Genomic DNA, 20239 nt, shown 5'->3' with positions numbered 1-20239 from the left:
CCTTCTGCACGCTGTGGTTCGATGAGATACTCCGCCAGCCAAAACGTGCTGGTGCGCCGAGCTCGTTCGAGTTAAGTCGAGACCACCAGCTCTCTTTGCATGTGAGTGAGACCCACAACGCCAAAGCTACGCTAAACCGCGCATAACCAGCCGAATGCCCTACTCCCACTCAATCATTTCGCGCGACGTTTTGTCGTTGATTTGGAAGCACAATTCTTCGCGCGTGACGGACAAATGCCGACGGTATATCCGGCGCAATTTTTTGATCTTGAATTCACAGAAAAAATTGCCCCTCACGAAGCGCTGGCAATTCCCGTACCTTTCGGAGTCTATCGACTGGATGGCGCACCGCGTGCGCGGTCAAGGCGATTCAGCTCGCACCGGCACAGAGCTTCAAATACCGTCAGAGATCAGGAAGAGGCCTTCGGTCCCGACGCCGCTCATCCCGCTGTTGTGCGGCAGCCATACGGGTCGCTCTGCATTCAAAAGCTGCCCTCTCCGTCAGTTCGGTTCGTGACCGATTCCGTTGAAAAAGTCGGCTCGGTACCTTGCTCTCCGCCGCCGCGCTCCGACGCCTCGCCGCAGCGCTTCCAAAAGGACGACGACGTTCTCGCCACGGGGGCGCTCCTTTAGAACGATAGCGCTCGTATCACTGGCTACCAAATCGCCTCTCGATCCATTCAAGTCCAGACATCCCGTCCGGAGGAGTTACCTTGTTGGGTGCGAACCGCACGACATTGGTCAACTCTATTTCTTTGCTTCCTGCTCGTCGTCGGACCGTCCCATAGACCGCTTCGGCAACAGCCTGTCGACCATTCGCGCGCGTCATCGAAATTGTCGATCCGACACCCTCGAAGGTCGACCCAGCCAGGACCGACGCAACATCAATCGTCTTCGCCCCTGCCCCGGCGCGGTCCCAAGCGGCTTTCAAACCTAGCAGCGCATTTGCAATCCCATAGGAGGGATAGATCGGCGCAATTTCGTATCGATCGCGATAGTGAGAGCTGAACCAACGATTCAACTCAGTGTCATGCGCCAGCAGTCCGTGCGAACCACGCCCCCCAATGATCGTGCCGTCGGGAATGATTCCGGCCAAACGATGAAGACCGCTCTCTCCGGACACCAACAGCAAGCGTGCATCCGGTACCGTTGTTCGTGCAACTTCGACCAGACGGAACAGATCAACTCCCCAGTTCCCGGAATGAATGAGTTGAGCACCCTGCTCTTTCAGAAATTGGATCGGGGTTACAACGGCGCCGGAATAGAGCGGCGCAAAGTGACCTCCGACCTCCTGCGCATCAGGCTGGAGGACCTGCAAGGCAGCGCGAAATTCTCTCCAGCTATCCGTCCCCCAAAGATATTTTTGGTTGATACCGCCGAAACCCAAGCCGCAAACCCCGAGTTGGGCCGCCACGTAGCGTGCGGCGCCGACAGAATCAGCCGTTGTCGTTGTCTGGGTACGAAAGACCCAATCCCACTGGCGTGCAAACAACTGACTGGCGCCGCCGCCGGAAACAACCGTTAGCAGGCCAAGTTCCTCGGCAACGGGAGCAATGGCCATCGCGACTGCGCTGCCCGCGTACCCGAGCACGATATCCGCACCGTCAGCATGTATGCGCCGCAACAGCGCGATCTGTTCGTCTTCCGAGCCACTCTCGTCGTAGACCCTCAGTGACAGCTTGCGACCGGCGAAGCCCGAAGCAGCGTAAGGTTCTGGGAGCTCGCCTCCGGCATTGATGGTTTCGACCATGAGCTCCGCAGCGTTGCGCGCTGGAAAGCCAAAAGGCGCTGCTGCGCGCCCGGACACGTAGGTCACTACGGCGACATTCACAGGCCTGTTTGCATCCGTCGTCATCTGTGCACTCCGGTTATTGGACTTTTTATTTTTGGACCATTCAGTCTTTATTTGCAAGACCTGACCGTTAAGCTGCAAAGTCCGGAGCGAAATGCCGCCTTGGCAAACCCGCATCGTGCGGCCGCCCCATGCTTCCGCAATTCCGGGAAAACGGGCTTGATATTAACGACCGCTTAGTCTAGATATTGATCATGATACGAGAGACTTCGCAGCGGATGCGCGGCCGTCCGAGAGAGTTCGATCCCGATGACGCTATCGAAAGCGCCATGGGCGTGTTCTGGACATCAGGTTATCATGCGACGTCGCTTCCGGAGTTGCTTGAGGCGACGAATCTTTCTCGTGGAAGTCTCTACGCCGCCTTCGGCGACAAGCATGGGCTATTCTTGCGTGCGCTCGACCGATACATCGCAGACTCCTTGACACGCCTGGATGCCGACCTTGATCCGCGCAAAGACGTGTTGGACGGCATCCGGGCGTGCCTTGCAAGATACGTCGAGCGAACCAGCGGGGCTGGCGCCAAGCGCGGATGCCTGATTGTGGCAACCGCCATGGAATTGGGAAGTCAGGACGTCGAAGTGGAACAGCGCATTCGACGCTTCTTCAAGGCGATGGAAGCGCGGCTGACGAAGGCATTGGAACGCGCGAAGTCCGAGCGACGATTGGCTGATGAGGTCGAGCCCTCGACCGCCGCGCGTCTCATTATGTGCCTGCTCGAAGGCATGCGCGTCGTCAGCAAGACAAACGCCGACCGCGGCTCATCGCAAGCCGTCGTTCAAGCCCTGCTTGATCGTTTTGCAAAATGAGGTTTTCGATGGTTTCGTCGCCAACGCGCTTGCGCATTTTTGGACCAAATGGTCGTCAAATTGCCTTCGCTCCTTTTTCAGCCGTTTGCCGTCCAACCATCGCGGGGAAGCGCCATGGACGCTGAGTTATACCCCTACCGATCACTACGGGCCGGCGACATTCGCTTTGCCTACTATCGGATGGGCTCAGGTGGTCCCCCGATCATTCTCCTTCATGGCTGGCCGCAGACATCGCATGCCTGGCGCCGCGTGGCGGGGCCTCTCAGCTCTGCGTATGACGTCGTGGTTCCGGATCTGCCGGGTTTTGGCTACACGTCAAAGCCCGACGCGGGCTTCGATAAAAAGACAATTGCCCGTCGCCTTAGAGAATTCGCGCATGGGCTCGGTTTGTCTCGTGTCGCTCTTGCCGGACACGATCTGGGTGGATACGTCGCGTACGCCTACGCGGCACAATGGCCTGAAGAGGTCAACAACCTGATTTTTATCGAGAGCAGTCTTCCGAGCTTCGGCCAGGAAGAGGCAATGGATGTTTCGAAAGGCGGAAGCTGGCACTTCGGCTTCAACATGGCCGGTGACATCTCGGAGGAATTGGTCCGGGGACGAGAGAAATTGTTCGTCGATCACTTCATGAGACGCGAGAAAGTCGGTCTATTCGATGCCAATTCAGTGAGCGACGCGGACATTGAATTTTACGCGCGCACGCTTCAGCGGCCTGGAGCACTGAGATCGTCGTTCAGCTATTATCGCACGTTGCCGATCGACCGAAGAGACAATTCGGCCTGGGGACAAACGCCGCTTCCGATGCCAGTTCTCGCGATCGGGGCTGACTGGGGTTACGGAGCCGCATCCGAGCAGACGGTACGTCGGGTCGCCAAGGATGTTCAAGGAGCCGTCATCGAACGCTGCGGGCACTATCCCGCGGAAGAACGTCCGGACGAACTAGCTCGCTTGATCGCCGATTTTCTGGCGAAGACGCCATCGGCCACACATCCAGCGCCGCAACGCTAACTTCAATGAAGGGGTCAACAATGAATTCTGAACTAAACGGCTTCCGTCACAAATTGCTACGTGTGGGCGACGTAAAGATCCATGCTGTCGTAGGGGGCGATGGACCCCCGCTCGTACTGCTCCATGGCTGGCCACAGACCTGGTGGGAATGGCGCAGGATCATGCCGGTACTCGCCGAACATTATACCGTGGTTGCCCTCGATCTACGCGGGGCGGGGCATTCCGACTGCCCCCAGAGCGGCTATGACAAGGCAAGCCTGGCCGAAGACGTGCACGGGGCGATGGTCGTACTCGGTTTTAGCCGCTACGCCGTCTGCGGCCATGACATCGGGGCGATGGTTGCCCTGGCATTGGCTTTCACCCACCGCGAATCCGTGACCCGCGTTGCCGTCCTCGATGCGCCGATGCCCGGATGGAGTCAGTGGGAGGCCAATTTCGCCGATCCGATGGTCTGGCATTTCGCATTCCACATGAAGCGTGATTTGCCGGAACGCCTGATCTACGGCCGCGAATTTGACTACGTCTCGACCTTTTTCGCCGATCGTACCTTCAACCACGGTGCACTGCCGGTCGAGGAAGTGGAAATCTATGCGCGCTCCATGGCTCAGCCTGGCAACACGCGAGGTGGCCTCGAATGGTATCGCGCATTCCCGGTTGACCATGCTAACGCACTCGACTGGAAGCGATCTCCCTTGACGATACCTGTTCTCGCATTGGGAGGCGATCACAGGTGGGGACCAAAAATCGTCGCCATGCTGGAGGAATTCGCCGGCGACGTCTCGGGCGGAAGTATCCGGGATTGCGGCCACTGGATGGCGGAAGAGCGCCCGGCCGAGACGGCCGATGCACTTCTCAAGTTCTTCGCGCAATGATGCCTTAGGCGATCGGCTCCCGTCGAAGCCGAGGCTGTCGGCGGGAGTACCGGGACTTCAGTCAAGGCAGCGAAGCGCAGAATTCCGCGGTATCATTTGCTGACATTGGCGAGCACAAAGTCGTAGCGCAACGCGGCCATATCCCTTGCGACTCTGTTGCCGCGTGCCGTCAGCCCGGCATTCTGCGTCTGAAGTCCGCAGATCAGAGCATCCTTGACGCCGAACACGACGTCGGAATCGAGGTACTCGCTGTCAGCCAGAAATAGATGAGTGACCAGGGTTTCGCATCCCGGAGCTGAGATCATAAAGTGCACGTGAGCCGGCCGATACGGGTGACGCGCTTGCGCCTTGAGCATGTCGCCCACTGGCCCGTCGTCAGGAATTGGATATGCGGCCGGGATAACGGTTCGAAACCAGAACGCACCATCGGCGTCGGTGCGCACAACGCCCCTCCCTGCGAGTTTGGCCAACCCCGTCTCGCTTTGGACGTCATAGAAGCCTTCGGCGTCGGCGTGCCAGAATTCGACTACCGCGCCCGCGATCGGCTTTCCATCGATACCGCCGACCTTACCCTCGACCAGAAGCGGCGCGCCCGTCATGCCTCCAGAGATGTCGTCGCCGAGTGCGAACTCCGGTGCGGAGGCAACATGAAAGGGCCCCAGCACGGTCGTTTGCGTCGCATGGCCCGGAAAACGGTGATTGATAGCGTCCACCAGCATCGATACGCCCAGAGTGTCCGAAAGCAGAATGAATTCCTGCCTCGTATCAGTGCACTTTTGACCGACGCGCGTCAGAAACGAGATTGCCTGCGCCCATTCGTCATAGCTTGGCTCTACCTCCCGCACGAAATCATGAAGGTGGCGAACCAGCGCCTCGCTGATGATACGGTGTCGGGAATTGGGTGCATTGCGTACTCTTTCCAGCACTGCTTCCGTTATGGACGTCTCATCGAAGTTTCTCATCACGGTCTCTAATTCTTTTCACTCAATATGAAGCCAGGATAGTTCATTCGGCATGCGGGGTTTCACCTGACCATGCTCTTGCAAGCATCGAATGCAATGCGGCCGCCTCGAGCGGTCGAGGGTTCGAATACTGATCTTTCATTACTTGTTCGACGGCTCGCGCGATCCCCTCGTAAGGCATGCCGAGCTCGGAGAGCGAAAGAGGATTGCCCAGCGTCCGATTGAGAGCGAACAGGCCGGCCGCCGCATCCGGCTGCCTCAATGCATTTTCGACACGTTCCATCGCTGCCAGCGCGGCGGCGCTGTTATAGGCGACAACGTGAGGGAGCATGACAGCATGCGTTTCAGCGTGACGTAGATCGAAACTGCCTCCAAGCACATGGCAGATCTTGTGTTGCAGCCCCATTGCAACAGAGCCCAGACAAATCCCGGACAGCCAGGCGCCGTACTGAGCGGCCTCGCGCGCGGCGACCTCACTCGGTACGGTCACAATACGTGGGAGCGCGCGCGTGAGCGCGCTAATTCCCTCTTCCGCCATCATTGAGACGATCGGATTGGTATCAGGCGCATAGAGTGCCTCAACCGCATGCGCGATCGCGTTGACCCCACTCACGGAGGACAGCCCTGGCGGCAGAGAAATCGTCAGATCGACGTCGTAAATGACGACCTCTGGCAACACTCTGGGCGAGCGCAGCGTCATCTTGCGACCTTCGTTGGTCTCCCCCAGGATCGTTGTCATCTCGGAGCCCGCATAGGTAGTGGGCACCGCGATCTGTGGAAGATCGGTCCGCAGCGCCAGGGCCTTGCCAAGGCCGATGGTCGATCCACCGCCGATAGCGACCAGACTGTCACACTCTGCCGCACGCAATTGGGAGAGCGCCGTTTCGGTAACACCGAGCGGAGTGTGCATCGTCGCTTCCGCGAACACCGCTTGGGCTGCGCAATCCGACGCAACACGCAGCGCGAGATCCTTTTGGTCCGCGGTGCAAACGACGAAGGCCCGGCGACAGCCCAACCGCTCCAACTCTGGCGCGACCTCGCGTACCCTCCCGGAACCGAACAGCACACGTGCCGGATTCGAGACGTAGGCGAAAGGAGAGATGCCCGTCACTGCTAGAGCTTTGCCCCACGAAGCCATGCGGCACCGCGACCATAGAGCTGTTCTACCTCTTCGCCCTTGAGGCCGGGCATATCCGGTTTAACGGTGTAACCAATGCGGGTCTGCATATAGGCGAGATGACGGTAGCCTTCGGGAAAGCGAGCGAGCAAGGCGGCGTCGAGTTCCAGCTTCGCCGCTGGCGAGACCGGATCGATTCTATCCTTCTCATAGATCGGCTGCCTCAGCACGATGCCCCAGCGATTGTTCCGCTTTTCCAGGAAATCATAAAAGCGGCCGGTGCAGACGACATCGCAGGTAACACCTTCAACATCGCCGCGCTGAGAGATTGTCATTTTGGTCTGCGAGATAGCGCGGCTTCCGCTGACCTCAATCGATATTCCACCGAGGAAGTGCAGGATGCTGACGCCACGCGCCCAGCCCTCCTGGCTGACCAGGATGAACTCGTCGCCGCTTCCTTGAAACCAAGTCGCCATCATGCGTCCGTCAGGATGCCACACCTGTCGAAATCGCTCCCAATCGCCAGCGTCGCGCCAAACGACCCAGTTCTCGAGCAAATCACGGATCTGTCGGCGATCTGCCAACTGTTCGTCTGATTTCACTGCCGCATCCATGCCAAGTCACCACGTTCTTAAATGTGAACATGTTCTTGTATATGCACAGGCGACGGATGTCAATCTTAGCGGGCGTCGAGTTCTGATCGCGCCGCCCGCGGGTTTACGAGGAGTTGCCGCAACAGATCATCCCGGGTCTGGATCAGTGCCTGTTCTGCTCTACGCTGCATTTCGGGATTAAATCGCGAGGCCGGAATTGCGACGTTGATTGCGCCCAGCGGTTCTCCGGCCGGATCGAGCACCGGAACTCCTATGCCGACGATTCCCGGGGTCCACTCCTCGAGCGAATATGCGATGCCTTTGGCACGGATTTTTTCGATCTCCTGACGCAGGACCTTGACCGAGTGAATTGTTTTTGGGGTCGCCCGCTCAAACTGCACGCGGCCAAGATATTCTTTCTGAAAGCTGCTCGGCATGTGGGCCAAAATTGCTTTCCCCCCGGAGGTCGCATAAAGCGGCGCCAAATCACCTAATCGCATATGGGTGACCAATCTGTGCGGTCCGAGAACTGTCGCCGCGACCTCAGCCTCATCGCCCCTCAGAAGGTTTAGCGCGCTGCTTTCGCCGGTCTTGTTCGTTAGCTCCGCCAGGAACGCTTCGGACTGGGTCGCCAGGTCACGCATCCGGCCCGCGCCCTGCGCCAGACGAAGCAATGCTTCGCCTAACCTGTATCCACGCCCGTTCGCCGTGACTTCGACATAACCGCGCGCAATCAGATTCTTCAGTAGCTGAGAAAGGCTGCTTTTCGGAATCCGCAACATGTCCGCAATTTCACTGTGCGACATTTCGCGTCCCGCGTGGGATAACAACTCGAAGAGATCGAGCACGCGATCGGCAGACTTGACTGCCGCCAGTCCCGTATCAGACATCAAAGACATCTCCAGTTCACATATATGAACTAATCTGTCATTCTGCCTTGTATGTCAACGCGATGCTGCCGGCGCCAAGATGGGAATGGTAGGAGCACCCGCCCACCGACGACCCGGACCTGCTAACGAGCCAACGGGTCAAGATATGCGCCTGCCCCTATTCCCCACGGTCAGGCGGCGGTTGACCATGATGCTCTCCATCGACGGCTGCCTCCTGCCTTAGCGAGCCGCCGGCGCTCCGACAACCAGGTTCTCCCGAAAGAACTCGATTTGGGCATCGAGCTGATAGAGCATCACGGCTTCACCGAGCTGGATCTCGCATCGCCGCGCCCTCGCCTGCTCCAGAAATGACGTCACCCGCGGCTTCATGACTACATCGGCAACCAACATCTCCGGTGACAGGAGCGCCGGATCCAACGGCAGAGGGTCGTCGGGTCGCATACCGAGAGGCGTGGCATTTACCACCAGGCTAAACCCGCTGGGATCAGGCGTATCGGCCGCGGTTACCGGGTAACCGGCCCGGCTCAACCGCGTGGCAAGCGCGCTGGCGCGGTCGGAGGAGACATCGAAGACGCGCACCGCTGCGCCAACCACAGCTAGTTCCGCAGCGACCGCGCAGCCGGCGCCGCCAGCTCCGATCACGAAGGCGCTCTGGCCTTCCGGATTGAAACCACGGTGTGTAAGCCCCCGCACGAAGCCTACGCCATCGAGAATGTCGCCACTCCAGGAGCTATCCGCTTCGCGACGCGCGACATTGATAGCACCGACCAAGCGCGCGCGCTCGGAGCAGTGGTCAACCAGCTCAGCCATCGGAATCTTGTGCGGCACCGTGATGACCAAACCGTCGAGGTTTCTGATCAGCTTCAGGCAGCCGAACGCGATTGGCAAGACGACGGCCGGCACATGCAGTGGTACCAGGGCTGCGTTGAGGCCCGCGTGGCGCAGGCGCTGCGTCATTGGAGCAGGAGCGCGCACCTGCGACACGGGATCGCCGATCAGCCCCAAGATGCGCATCTCACCGTTGGGAAACTCGTTGCCCGGATCTATTTCTCCCGATGCCATGGCCGAGGATTCAATGCCAGCCATAGCGGTGCAACTCTCGCAGAGCGTCGGCCATATCGGCATCTGGTGTTTCGGAGATCAATTCAACGACGCTCGTCCCCGAGAAATTGATCTCGCGAAGTGCCCGCGCGACCGCGCCGAAATCAACGGCAGATCGTCCGATCGGAGCGTGGTCCCATTTGCTGCGGCTCGCGTCGGAAAGATGGACTTGGCACAACCAGCGGCCAGCAGTCCGGATGGCTTGGGTCTGGTCTTCGCCGACAAACTCTCCATTGGCGACGTCATAGGCGATTCCAAGATGATCGCTGCCAAACGCATCCAGGAACGTCACCATCTGCTTCACGGTTGGCATCGAGCTCATATGGTGATTTTCAAGGATCAGGCGCACGCCCGCGCGCTCGGCGTGCGGAAGAAGTATCTCGAGACCGGCCTTCAACCAGCCATGCGCCGCTTCGAGTGGCGGCGGCACGAAGTTGGCGCGTCTGCCCGGAACTACAACGATCATCGGCACGCCGATCTCTTCGCAAAGGTCAATGACGTCGAGAAACTGCTGAACCGAGTATTCGCGCATCTGTGGTGTAACACTGCACAAATTTTGATCGGTGCTCGGTAAATTCAGTGAATCAAAGCTCAGGCCTTCGCTGGCGAGGAAGGTACGAAGCGCGCGACGCTGAGCAAGATCGATATCATATGGCCAAAGATGTGGTGGGATCGTGAGGACGTCAAAGCGACTGTAGCCCAGGGCCTTCAGCCGCCGAAGAGCTGCTTCCAGATCACATGTCTGCAGATAGGTCCATGTACTGGCGCCAAGACGAAGAGTTTCCACGTAAGCTGACCTTTCAAAGTGTCGATGCGCATTGCGCCCACGGAGCGACGAAGTCCATCATCTGTCGACAGAGGCCCAATTACGCGGTGTCGCGCTTTAAGGAAGCTTCGAGAAACGGCACGATCTTTTCAATGACCGCTTCCGGCGCCTGCTCTGGCAAAAGATGTCCGCAGGCAATATCGAACCCGCTCACGTCACCCGCCCAGCGGCGCCAGACATCGGCTGCAGTCAACACCCCGGTTTCCATCCCGCTGGCAACGAGGCGTTCGTCGGCCCAAAGCACCATGACGGGACAGGCAATCTTGCGTCCCGCTGCCCGATCAGCCGCATCATGATCGAGATCAGTGTCGTAGGCGGAGCGATAGTCCTCGATCATCGCTTGACGCACCGACTTTTCCCGAAACGCTTCGCGATAGTCGGCCACGGCAGCGGGATGCAGCTTCTCGATTCCACCTGCCATCTGGTTTAATGTGGCCTCAAGAAAGGCATCAGGATCCGCCGCCAGCATCCGCTCCGGCAAATCGCCCGGTTGAAGAAACAGAAACCAGTGAAATGCGCCCTTGGCGAATTGCCGGTCGACCGCGGGCCAGACATCCAGCGTCGGCACGACGGCGAGCGAACAATAAGCACTCACACGGTCTGGATGGTCGAGCGCAAGCCGATAGCCGACACGCGCGCCGCGATCATGCCCCAGAACGGCAAACCGATCGTGACCGAAGCCGCGCATCATTGCGACGAGCTCCACGCCCACTGCTCGCTTGTTCCACGGCCCCGCATCCAGAACTCGGCTCTTCCCGTAACCTGGGAGATCGGGTGCCACGACGGTATAGCGCTTCGCCAGCGCCGGCGCGACCTCATGCCAGGTGGCGTGGCTTTCCGGATAGCCATGAAGCAGAAGGAGCGGCGGCCCTTCTCCGCCAGTTACACCCGAAAAGCGCACGCGCGAAGTTTGGCGATCGAGCGGTGAAAAGCCTTCGAACAGATCCGGGGCTCGGCTCATCTTGATCAGTCCTCACTTAGAACAGGGTATCGGTTTGACTTGCCTCGGCCGAGAAAGTCATCGGAATGCACGAATGAAGGACAGCAGGTCATCCGATAGCAGTTCTGGTTCTTCCGTCGCCATGAAGTGGCCGCCACGCGGCAGCACACTCCAGCGCGAGATCTCGAATTGCCGGCGGGCAAAAGATTCGGGCGGAATGCCACCGATCTCCGCGGCCGAGAGGTAGAAGCCAACAGGCACCTTGACCTGAGGCCCTTCTACCCTTGCGCCGGGCGGCCAGTCGTAGACAAAATATGGCAGGAACGATGTGGCGATCGTATTGGTGATCCAGTAGAGCGTGGCATGGCCGAGGATGACGTCCATGACTTCAGGGCTCGCGAGATTCAGTTTATCGCTCCAGGAAGACCATTTCTCACCCAACCATGCGATGAGCCCTGCGGGGGAATCGCTCAGGCCATAGGCAAGACTGAGCGGTTTGGTTTGCTGAACATGCATGTAGCCGCCTTCCATGGCGGCCCATTGGTTGCGTGCGTCGAGGTACGCCTGTTCGTCCGGCGTCGCGGCGGCTTCGCCCGGCAGCGCCACCCGGAGCGCGTTCGAACTGACATGAATAGCCAGCACGCGTTGCGCATGCCGCACGCCCAGCCAGGACGTCACCCGCGCCCCGACATCGCCACCACTGGCGAAGAACCGCTCATACCCAAGCGAGGTCATCACACGCGCCCACAGGTCGGCAATCGCGGCGCCGGTATATCCGCCAAGAACACTGGTTGGGGACGAGAAGCCGAACCCAGGCAGCGAGGGGATAACCAGATGGCAGGCATCTTCGGCTCGCCCTCCAAACCGCTCTGGTTGGGTCAGGCGCTCAATTAACGGGACGATCTCCAAGAAGGTACTGGGCCAGCCGTGGGTTATGATGACGGGCACTGCGTGGGGATGCGGACTTCGAACATGGACAAGATGGACGCTCACATCCTCTATGGTGAGGAACTCATGAGGCAACGCGTCGATGCGCTGCCGCCAGGCGGCGAAGTCGAAATCATTGGCCCAATATCGGACCAGGCGCCCGGCATCATCTGAGCTCAAGCCGAGCGACCGATCGTCACCAGAATCATAGGACGGCCAGCGTGTAGCAAGAAGCCGAGCACGCAGATCGGTGATTTTCCCGACGAGCGATGGGGTGACGATGGCGGTCATTTGAACCCCGCCTCTTCCAGTAACCGCCTTGTCCTTGACATTGCCAGGCTTGCACGTGCCGCCGGCGCCAAACCACTCCGCTGCTCGTTAGGCGCCTCGATGGCGATCGGTGTGTCCGGGGGGAAGGCTCTTATAAAATCAGCGAGCCAAAGGCCGCCTTCGCCCGGATAAAGCCGCCCTCCCCGGGCCTCGGAACGCACTTCTTCAGGCGCCGGAGGGACGGCTGGCGCATCGCACAGATGCATGTACGAGAACAGCGCCTGATCATATTGCGCCAGATCCGCTGGGCTGCCGCCCGAACGGCTCAGATGCAAGGCATCCACTAACACTCCGGCATTTGCGGGCCCGACGTCTTTCAGCAATGCTATTGCTTCCGCCAGCGAGCGAATTTCAGAGTACGGGAGGAATTCCAACATTACCCGTATTCCCCTGATGTTGGCCGCTGCGCACAACCGGGAAAGGTTATCCGCAAGACGACCGCGATCAGGATCGCGCCCCGCCACAACGACGTACCTGGCGTTCAGTTCGACTGCGACATCGAGAGCGGGCTCCAGCGCGGTGACATCGCTTTCAGCCGAAAGCCAGATCGCCTCCACATCGAATATCCTGAGACCCGTGTCCGCGAGCCGGCTTTTGATGCGTCGCATCATGTCGGGATCGCCGATGACCGGGACGATATGATCGGTCGGGAACGGCGCCACGATGCGTAGCCCGACCGCGTCATACCCCCCGATCTGCGCGGCCTCGATCAGCGTGATAGGGTCAGCGTCAATGACCGTGAAGTGAGCTAGAGAAAGAAGTGGCATACTTGATCCTTGAGGATGGGAGCCGACCAGGTACGGCTTCGCTCACTGTTCGCTCAGAACAATCGTCCGGCCTGACGCTGCCGCGTCCTTCACGGCCAGCGTCGCCTGGAGCGTACGGACCCCATCGAGACCCGACACAAGCGGAGCTTCCTCGCGGCGTATCACTCGGGCGAAATGTTCGATCTGGCGGACATAAGTGTCACCGCTTTCAGCCATCAGCGTCTCTGCATTGAGATCGCTCCGCCAGCCGGGCTCGACCGCGCCGTGATAATTGTAGTACTGGAGCGTCGGAAGCGTCACGGAGCCTTCCGTCCCGGCAAATACATGCGAACTGACCTTCTGCCGCTTCATCCGGTCCGAAGTTCCTAGCATCAGATCGAATTCGCCCGAGGCCAGATCCCACGAGAACGGGGTAACGGCGGTATCTGAAATGCTGATCGTTGCTATGGCGCCGCTGTGGAACTGCAAGAGCACCGCGGCAGTGTCCTCAACGGGGAACCCGCGCACCGCATTCGAACTCAGGGCCTGAAGCGAGCGGATCTCACCAAATATGAAGCGGATCAGGTCAATCTCGTGAATGAGGTTGATCAGGATGGGTCCGCCACCGGCCTGCCGCCGCCAATCAAGATCAAAATAGCTCGCCGTCTTCAGTTGATTGTACATGACCGTCGCCGTGACTGGTCGCCCAATGAGACCATCACGAATGGCCTGACGCACCCGCTGCACGGCGGTACTGTGACGGCGATGGTGGCCGACCAGAACTGGCACGTTCCGCGCTTCTGCGGCCCTGCACATTTCGCGAGCGGCCTCGACTTCGTCGGCCACGGGCTTCTCGACCAAAACTGGAATGCCTCGCTCGATACAGGCAAGCGAGACCGGCACATGCTGCGCGTTCGGCACGGCCACAACCACGCCGTCCAGCTTCTCCTTCTCCAGCATGTCGCGGTAATCCGCATATGCAGGCACGGCTTCGGCACGAGCGAACTCTAGGGCTGAGGGCGTCGGGTCAGAAATGGCAACCAGTGTCGTCTCCGATGACTCCCGGATTACCTTCCAATGTGCCTTTCCGATCGTGCCCAGGCCGACGATGCCGATACGCTCTGAAGCCATTTAACCTCTCCTTACTTGATTACGCGATTGCTTGCCTGGCGACAGCAGCCGACGCGTCATCCTGGACGACACCGAGCAGCCTCGCTTGAAGTGCATGGTCTTCCGCCAATGTCCGGGCCGCTCCTTCGAACGCGACAGCGCCATTGACGAGCACGTACGCCCTGTCGACGATGGTGAGTACGGTCTCCGCATGATGCTCAACCACGATCATCGCAATCTTCCCGCGCAGTTTGACGAGCGCCTCCATCACTTCACTCACGACGGCCGGCGCGAGGCCCTCGAACGGCTCGTCGAGCAAGATCAGCTTGCTGGGAACAACGAGCGCACGGGCAATGGCCACCATCTGGCGTTCACCTCCGGACAGGTTCTCCGCCCTCGCCTTTTGACGGGTCCGAAGGCGCGGAAATAGCTCGAACACCTCCGCGATACCGATGCCACCCGGCCGCATCGCGAGTTGAAGATTCTCCAAAACAGTCAGGTTCGGAAACAGACGGCGCCCTTCCGGAACAAGCGAAATACCAAGCCTGTTGATTTGATACGGCTTCAGTCCGTTGAGTGTCGCGCCGTTGAACGTGACCGTACCCGCGCTCGACGGTAAGCTACCCGTGAGCGCTCGGAGCAAGGTCGTCTTGCCGACACCGTTGCGGCCGAGAAGCGCGACCGCTTCACCTTCATGAATCGCAAGGTTCACCCCGGAGAGGACCGTGCTCCCGGAATAACCCGCAGCAACGCCCTGGGCATCCAGCAGCCTGGACTCCGGGACGCAGGCAAGCCGCTCGACCGTTGGTCGCGCTTGCGCCTCGCTTCCCCTGCTGGCGCCCAGATAGGCTGCGACCACTTCCGGATTCTTGGCCACGTCTGCCGGCTTACCATCCGCGATAATGCGTCCCTGATGCAGAACCGAGATACGGTCCGAGATGGCCAACACTCTGTCGATGTCATGTTCGATGAGCAGCACCGCGTGCTTTTCCGAGAGCTTCTTGATCAAGTCGGCCACAACGACCCGATCGGCTTCCGCCAAACCAGCAAGCGGCTCGTCAAGCAAGAGCAGCTTCGAGTCGATTGCGAGGGTCACGGCAATCTCAAGCAGCCGCTTCGCTCCGTGGGGGAGTTCCGCTCCCAGATCCGCCGCCCGCTCGACCAAACCCACGGCATCAAGAATGGACCACGTTCTGTCGTTCAGAGCCGTGATACCGTGAGCGTCGAAGAACAATCCACCCAGGCCGTGACGCTGAGCCTGCACGGCTACTCGCACGTTCTCAAAGACACTCAGGTTCGGGAAGATTGATAGAATCTGGAACGAACGACTGATTCCGAGACGCGCGCGGGCGTGGATCGGCAGGTTCGTGATATCCCTGTCCTCGAACAATATCTGGCCGCCACTTACCGGCAACACCCCTGTGAGCATGTTGTAAAGGGTCGTCTTTCCAGCTCCGTTTGGGCCGATAATGCTGTGAAGCACAAAGGGTCGAATCTGGAGATCGATCTCCCTGGCGGTAACGAGGCTACCGAAATTCTTCGAGAGCTTCCGCGTTTCGAGGAGCGGCCTAGTCGCGTCGATTGCCAACGCCGCGCTTTCGTAGGGTTCAATTGCGTGAGGTCTGGGCGGAATTGCGTTGTCCGTGAGTGTCCAACGCTGGCGACGCGTCATCCGTTGCGCCAAACCGTGGATGCCTTCGGGCGATAGCAACGCGAACAGGATCAGCACTGGCGCAAACATCAGCCACCAGTTCTCGGTAAGCGCCGACAGCCTGTTCTCCAAAATGATAAAGGCGATTGCGCCCCAGAGCGGGCCGAGAAAATGATGTACGCCGCCGAGGACCGTCATCAGCAAGCTGTCACCCGCATGCTGCCAACTCAGATTGTCAGCATAGACACCTTGGAGCATAACGGTCAGAAGAGCACCAGCGTAGCCGACGACCGCGGCCATGAGCGTGAAGGAGCCGAGACGGACAAGGTAGACGTTATAGCCCAGACTGCTCGCACGCTGCTCGTTGTCTCGCACGGCCTGAAGTACGCGTCCAAATGGTGCGTGCGCCAGTCGCCATATGAGCCACATGGCGACAACCACGGTCACAACCACAAAGACATGGAACGAGGTATCCTTGGCAAAATTGGCGCGCGGGATGCCCTGAATGCCATTCTCACCGCCGGTTACCGAGGTCCATTTAAACGCGATTTCGAATGCGATCTGCGAGAAAGCCAGGGTCAGCAACGAAAAATACAGCCCCTTGCGACGCAAGATGATCGCACCGATAGCCAGCCCGAGCAGGATCGAGAACAGGATTGACAACGCCAGCGCGGCAAATTCGTTACCCCCCCCGGAGAGAAGAAGAAACGCTGCCGCGTAGCTGGCACCACCGAAGAAGACGGACGCGCCGAACGGAACAAGGCCCGTATAACCGACCAGCAGATTTACTCCAGTTCCATAGAGCGCATATATCGCAATTTGTGTGACGAGAGAAACTGGCGCACCGAGCCCGAGCCACAGGCCGGTCAACGCACTGAGAACGACGGCGACCCACACAACGGGATCTCGCAAGAGCGTGCGGACTTTCATTCGAACCTTTCCCACTTTTCGCCGAAGAGGCCGCGCGGACGAACCAGCAAGATGACTGCCATCAGGACGTACATCGCTGCACTGGACCAATCGGGATAAAACTGAATGGTCATCGCAGTCACTACGCCGACAAGGACGCCGGCAATGATCGCTCCGGCATACGAACCCAGACCGCCGATAGTGACTATGACGAAGGCAGGCATGATCGCGCCCGCGGCCATCGACGGATTGACGGTCCACAGCGGACCGGAAAGCATGCCCGCGAGACCGGCAAGGAGGCAGCCGATGCCAAAAACGCTGCTCAGGACGATCGGAAGATTGATTCCGAGAAGTCCAACCATCTCCGCATCGCGCGAACCAGCCCGAATAATCCGCCCGAACGGTGTGTATTCAAGAAAACTCCAGAACGCGACGAGCGCGAAGACCGTCACCGCCAGGACGACGAGACGGTATTTGGTGATCAACACCGGACCATATTCCACGAAACCGGCAAGGAATCTGGGCGGATTGAAAGGCAGAGGAGCGGCGCCGAACACCAGGCGAAGGATCGCTTCGAAAAACAAGGCCAGCGCAAACGTAAGAATCAGACCGAGTAGCGGCTCCTTTCCGTAGAGCCGTCGTATCAGCACGAATTCGACGAGCATGCCGATAAGACCGGTAAGCAACGGCGCCAGCAACGCCGCTCCCCATCCGAAATCCCGGTTCAACATCAACGCAAGATATGCACCGATGGCAAAGAAGGCGCCGTGCGCAAAGTTCACGATGCCGAGCATTCCAAAAATGACTGAGAGTCCTACGGCGATTAGAACGTAGAGAAATCCCAGAACCAGACCGTTCACGGCCTGAGACAAGATCAAGTCAAACATTGAGTGCTCCTATTGAAGGAGCCGCATCTTTCCAGCTGGAACTGCGGCGCCCCCTCACCCGAGACCTAGAGCGCGTCCATCTTGCACGCGCTTTCGGCCTGCGCGCCGAAGACCTTCTCGATCTCAGCGTCATTCGAAGGCGTCTCGGCGAGAATGTCGAAGTAGTCCCATTTGTCAGTGATTTTGGGTTTGATGCCGACGACGAGCAGACGATTGACCATCTGATGATCAAATGCGCGGTAACCCGCCTTTACGCCGCCGCGCTGGACGCCCCACTTTTCGAGCGCGTTCACAATTGCTCCGGGCTCGGTGGCTTTCGCAGTCTCGACCGAATCGAGCAATGCGTTCATTGCCATCCATCCCATCCAGGTCTTGTCGGCTGCGGGACGCTTGTATTTTTGCTCATATGTTGCCGCCATCGCTTGCTCTTCGGGCGGATTCTTGGGGTTCTTGTGGTACCAGTTGATCGTGAACAGACCGTCCGCAGCTTCTGGACCCACGCCCCAGAGATCCGTGGCGCCGACAGCAATTTCCGCAAACGGAATCTTGCCCTTCATGCCCAGCTCGTTCCACTGCTTCAGGAACGTGGAAATATCGTTGCCCGGCACCCCTCCCACAACGACGTCGGGCTTGGCGGCACGGATCTTGAGGATAAAGGAGCTGTAGTCAGCTGTGTTGACCGGGACCTCATCGGCGCCCACAAGCGTGATTCCATTAGCCGCGCTGAATTCGGTGAAAGAACGCTTGATGTCTTGCCCGAAAGCAAAAGCTGCAGTCAGGAGATACCACTTCTTGCCAAGCCCCGCACAATATGGCGCGAGAACGCGGGTATGAACGTCTGCCGGGGGCTGCAGGCGGAAAGTGTATCTGTTGCAAAGCCGCCCGGTTAGATCGATCGCCCCCGCGTTGGCGGCGACGAACGGGATCTTCGCCTTTTTAGCGACCGCGGATATTGCGAGCGCGCTCGAACTTAAGGAGCCGCCAACAATGCCAACTACGTTATGTTCGCCGACCAGGCGCTCGGCATTTTGCTGCGCCGCTTGTGACGTCGGCTCATCGAGCCAAATGACCTCCGCCTGACGACCCAAAAGGGTGTTGTTGCGGGTCTCAAGAGCCAACAAGCTACCTTGCGCCATGTATTCGGCCTGATCTGCCACGGCTCCGGTCTTGGCGTAGATCATTCCAATCCTGATCGGATCCGCAGCGGCGGCACTCCCAATGTAGGGCATCCCAAGCTTCGAAGCCGCAGCGTGAGCCAGCGCGAAGCCGCCCGCACCTCCAATCAAGGTTCGGCGATTAATCCTGGTCAAATGGCGCAACGAATTGGACGACATAACTACCTCCCTCACTGGTTTCCGCTTACGGCTCTCTGGAGCTCTTGGACGGCCGCGCTAGTTGTACCTGTATATGAACGTGTTCTGCTATATGCACAACTAGGCAAGAAGTCAACGTGGCACGAACTGCCGACGCGACAAACATTGCATTTCACGACCAATTGGTCTATATGTTTGTAAAGCATGGGCGCAGCTTGCTCGCGGATAAGCCCCCCAAGAGGCGCTAGTGCGCTGCACTGCAATTCATCGCTGTTTTCCTGCGGCGGCGGACGATTGACCTCGCCTGTTTGCTGCCGAGAGAAGAAGCACGCTCAAGCTGCGATCCAGGCAAATCTGTTTTCAAAAGCGTCGACGTGTGCAAGCAATTGAGATTGCGGCAGACCTCGTCCATGTATAAGAACTAGTTCTCTTATGAGAACTTCATTCAGTCAGAAGGTGAACGCGCATGAATCGTAGACAGTTGATCGGCAACGCTGTAGCTGGAGCCGTTGTCACTGGCTCCCTGCTCACGAGCTCAAACAGCGCGAAGAGCGCGGAGACCAGATCGCCGCTTACCTTTGTACTCGTGCACGGAGCGTGGCACGGGGGCTGGTGTTATCGTGACGTTGCCAGTGAACTTCGCTCCATGGGACACACGGTATTTACCCCTACCCTCACGGGCTTGGGAGAACGCGCGCACCTCAACGGTCAGGACGTCACGCTCGAGACCCACATTCGTGATGTCTGTGGGGTCATCGAGGCGGAGGAACTCTCCGACGTGATCCTTTGTGGCCACTCTTATGGAGGGATGGTGATAACGGCGGTCGCCGACCGGATGGCTTCGCGAATCCGGACACTGGTGTACCTGGACGCCTTCATTCCCGAGCATGAGCAGTCACTGAATAAGTGCCTCGAAGTTGCTTTATCACGCGAGAACTTCAAGGCCTTCATTGAGGGATTTCGGGGAAGTGCCATCAAGAACAACAGCGGTCTGATGGCACCTGCTCCGGCCGAAGGTTTCAAGGTCATCGAGCAGAAACGCGCGTGGGTTGATCGGCGGTGCGTGCCTCAGGCACTGGCGACCTTTGAAATGCCAGTGCTGCTAACCGGAGCCGGCTCCACCATAAAGGAGCGTGTCTTCATTTTGGCCGAGGGTTGGGATCCAAGCCCGTTCCGCTATTACGCAGCGAAGGTGGCCGGGTTGCCGGGCTGGCGTGTTACCAAAATGCCTTGTGGACACGACGTCATGGTGGACATGCCGGTCGAACTCGCCCGCGAACTTGTGAAGCCAACGTAAGGGCGCCCGTACCGACGGAAGAGGCAGATTAAACAGGTACTCGCACACATTTTAGAGCTGCCAGGCAATGCCAAGCTTGCTCCCGGGGAGCTGCCTGCACTG

General features: G+C 59.0%; 18 protein-coding genes. 4 read left to right on the top strand and 14 right to left on the bottom strand.

Annotation, left to right across the window (positions count from 1 at the left end):
• Positions 1-649 precede the first annotated feature (649 nt).
• Positions 650-1855 carry an ABC transporter substrate-binding protein gene (locus tag ACE10W_RS15360; protein WP_304552477.1) on the bottom strand — a complete coding sequence of 402 codons (1206 nt, stop codon included), beginning with the start codon at positions 1853-1855 and terminating at the stop codon, positions 650-652.
• A 191-nt stretch (positions 1856-2046) separates the two neighbouring features.
• Between ACE10W_RS15360 and ACE10W_RS15355 the strand changes: the two genes are divergently transcribed.
• The 3 genes from ACE10W_RS15355 to ACE10W_RS15345 all read left to right on the top strand — a co-directional run bounded on the left by ACE10W_RS15355 (position 2047) and on the right by ACE10W_RS15345 (position 4538).
• Positions 2047-2658, top strand: a complete 612-nt coding sequence (locus ACE10W_RS15355; RefSeq protein ID WP_304552475.1) for a TetR/AcrR family transcriptional regulator — start codon at positions 2047-2049, stop codon at positions 2656-2658.
• 114 nt (positions 2659-2772) lie between these two features.
• Positions 2773-3666, top strand: a complete 894-nt coding sequence (locus tag ACE10W_RS15350; protein WP_304552473.1) for an alpha/beta fold hydrolase — start codon at positions 2773-2775, stop codon at positions 3664-3666.
• Between the two features lie 20 nt (positions 3667-3686).
• On the top strand, positions 3687-4538 hold the full coding sequence (locus ACE10W_RS15345) for an alpha/beta fold hydrolase (RefSeq protein ID WP_304552471.1): 852 nt from the start codon (positions 3687-3689) through the stop codon (positions 4536-4538).
• 92 nt (positions 4539-4630) lie between these two features.
• Here ACE10W_RS15345 and ACE10W_RS15340 read toward each other — a convergent pair whose 3' ends face one another.
• The 13 genes from ACE10W_RS15340 to ACE10W_RS15280 form a co-directional block, all read right to left on the bottom strand.
• Positions 4631-5500, bottom strand: a complete 870-nt coding sequence (locus ACE10W_RS15340; RefSeq protein WP_035681032.1) for an intradiol ring-cleavage dioxygenase — start codon at positions 5498-5500, stop codon at positions 4631-4633.
• 43 nt (positions 5501-5543) lie between these two features.
• Positions 5544-6638: a maleylacetate reductase gene (locus tag ACE10W_RS15335; protein ID WP_370204079.1), complete on the bottom strand. Its 1095-nt coding sequence runs from the start codon at positions 6636-6638 to the stop codon at positions 5544-5546.
• Entirely contained in the window at positions 6614-7231 is a 618-nt protein-coding gene (locus tag ACE10W_RS15330; protein WP_304552467.1) for a nuclear transport factor 2 family protein, read from the bottom strand. Before ACE10W_RS15330 ends, ACE10W_RS15335 begins: the two co-directional genes overlap by 25 nt.
• 65 nt (positions 7232-7296) lie before the next feature.
• A complete protein-coding gene (locus tag ACE10W_RS15325; RefSeq protein ID WP_063709794.1) occupies positions 7297-8100 on the bottom strand; it encodes an IclR family transcriptional regulator in 804 nt (267 codons plus the stop codon).
• Between the two features lie 219 nt (positions 8101-8319).
• Entirely contained in the window at positions 8320-9186 is an 867-nt protein-coding gene (locus tag ACE10W_RS15320; protein WP_304552462.1) for a shikimate dehydrogenase, read from the bottom strand.
• On the bottom strand, positions 9173-9988 hold the full coding sequence (locus tag ACE10W_RS15315) for a sugar phosphate isomerase/epimerase (protein WP_304552460.1): 816 nt from the start codon (positions 9986-9988) through the stop codon (positions 9173-9175). Before ACE10W_RS15315 ends, ACE10W_RS15320 begins: the two co-directional genes overlap by 14 nt.
• Positions 9989-10067: 79 nt before the next feature.
• Positions 10068-10988: an alpha/beta fold hydrolase gene (locus tag ACE10W_RS15310; protein WP_304552458.1), complete on the bottom strand. Its 921-nt coding sequence runs from the start codon at positions 10986-10988 to the stop codon at positions 10068-10070.
• A gap of 57 nt (positions 10989-11045) precedes the next feature.
• Entirely contained in the window at positions 11046-12185 is a 1140-nt protein-coding gene (locus ACE10W_RS15305; protein WP_304552456.1) for an epoxide hydrolase family protein, read from the bottom strand.
• On the bottom strand, positions 12182-12991 hold the full coding sequence (locus ACE10W_RS15300; protein WP_304552455.1) for a sugar phosphate isomerase/epimerase: 810 nt from the start codon (positions 12989-12991) through the stop codon (positions 12182-12184). Before ACE10W_RS15300 ends, ACE10W_RS15305 begins: the two co-directional genes overlap by 4 nt.
• 42 nt (positions 12992-13033) lie before the next feature.
• Positions 13034-14101: a Gfo/Idh/MocA family protein gene (locus ACE10W_RS15295; RefSeq protein WP_304552453.1), complete on the bottom strand. Its 1068-nt coding sequence runs from the start codon at positions 14099-14101 to the stop codon at positions 13034-13036.
• Between the two features lie 19 nt (positions 14102-14120).
• Positions 14121-16661, bottom strand: coding sequence for an ATP-binding cassette domain-containing protein (locus tag ACE10W_RS15290; protein WP_370204078.1), 2541 nt, complete (start codon positions 16659-16661; stop codon positions 14121-14123).
• A complete protein-coding gene (locus ACE10W_RS15285) occupies positions 16658-17527 on the bottom strand; it encodes a branched-chain amino acid ABC transporter permease (RefSeq protein ID WP_035680415.1) in 870 nt (289 codons plus the stop codon). The genes ACE10W_RS15290 and ACE10W_RS15285 overlap by 4 nt, the downstream gene beginning before the upstream one ends.
• Before the next feature lie 65 nt (positions 17528-17592).
• The gene (locus ACE10W_RS15280; protein ID WP_304552446.1) at positions 17593-18861 is read right to left on the bottom strand and encodes an ABC transporter substrate-binding protein; all 1269 of its coding nucleotides are present in this window, start codon (positions 18859-18861) and stop codon (positions 17593-17595) included.
• A gap of 445 nt (positions 18862-19306) precedes the next feature.
• Here ACE10W_RS15280 and ACE10W_RS15275 point away from each other — a divergent pair, with 445 nt between their 5' ends.
• A complete protein-coding gene (locus ACE10W_RS15275) occupies positions 19307-20137 on the top strand; it encodes an alpha/beta fold hydrolase (RefSeq protein WP_304552443.1) in 831 nt (276 codons plus the stop codon).
• Positions 20138-20239 lie beyond the last annotated feature (102 nt).

It is taken from the genome of Bradyrhizobium sp. B025, from assembly GCF_042257955.1.
GTDB lineage: Bacteria > Pseudomonadota > Alphaproteobacteria > Rhizobiales > Xanthobacteraceae > Bradyrhizobium > Bradyrhizobium diazoefficiens.
The sequence above is the reverse complement of the archived record's forward strand: the minus strand, read 5'-3'. Positions and strand labels throughout refer to the sequence as shown.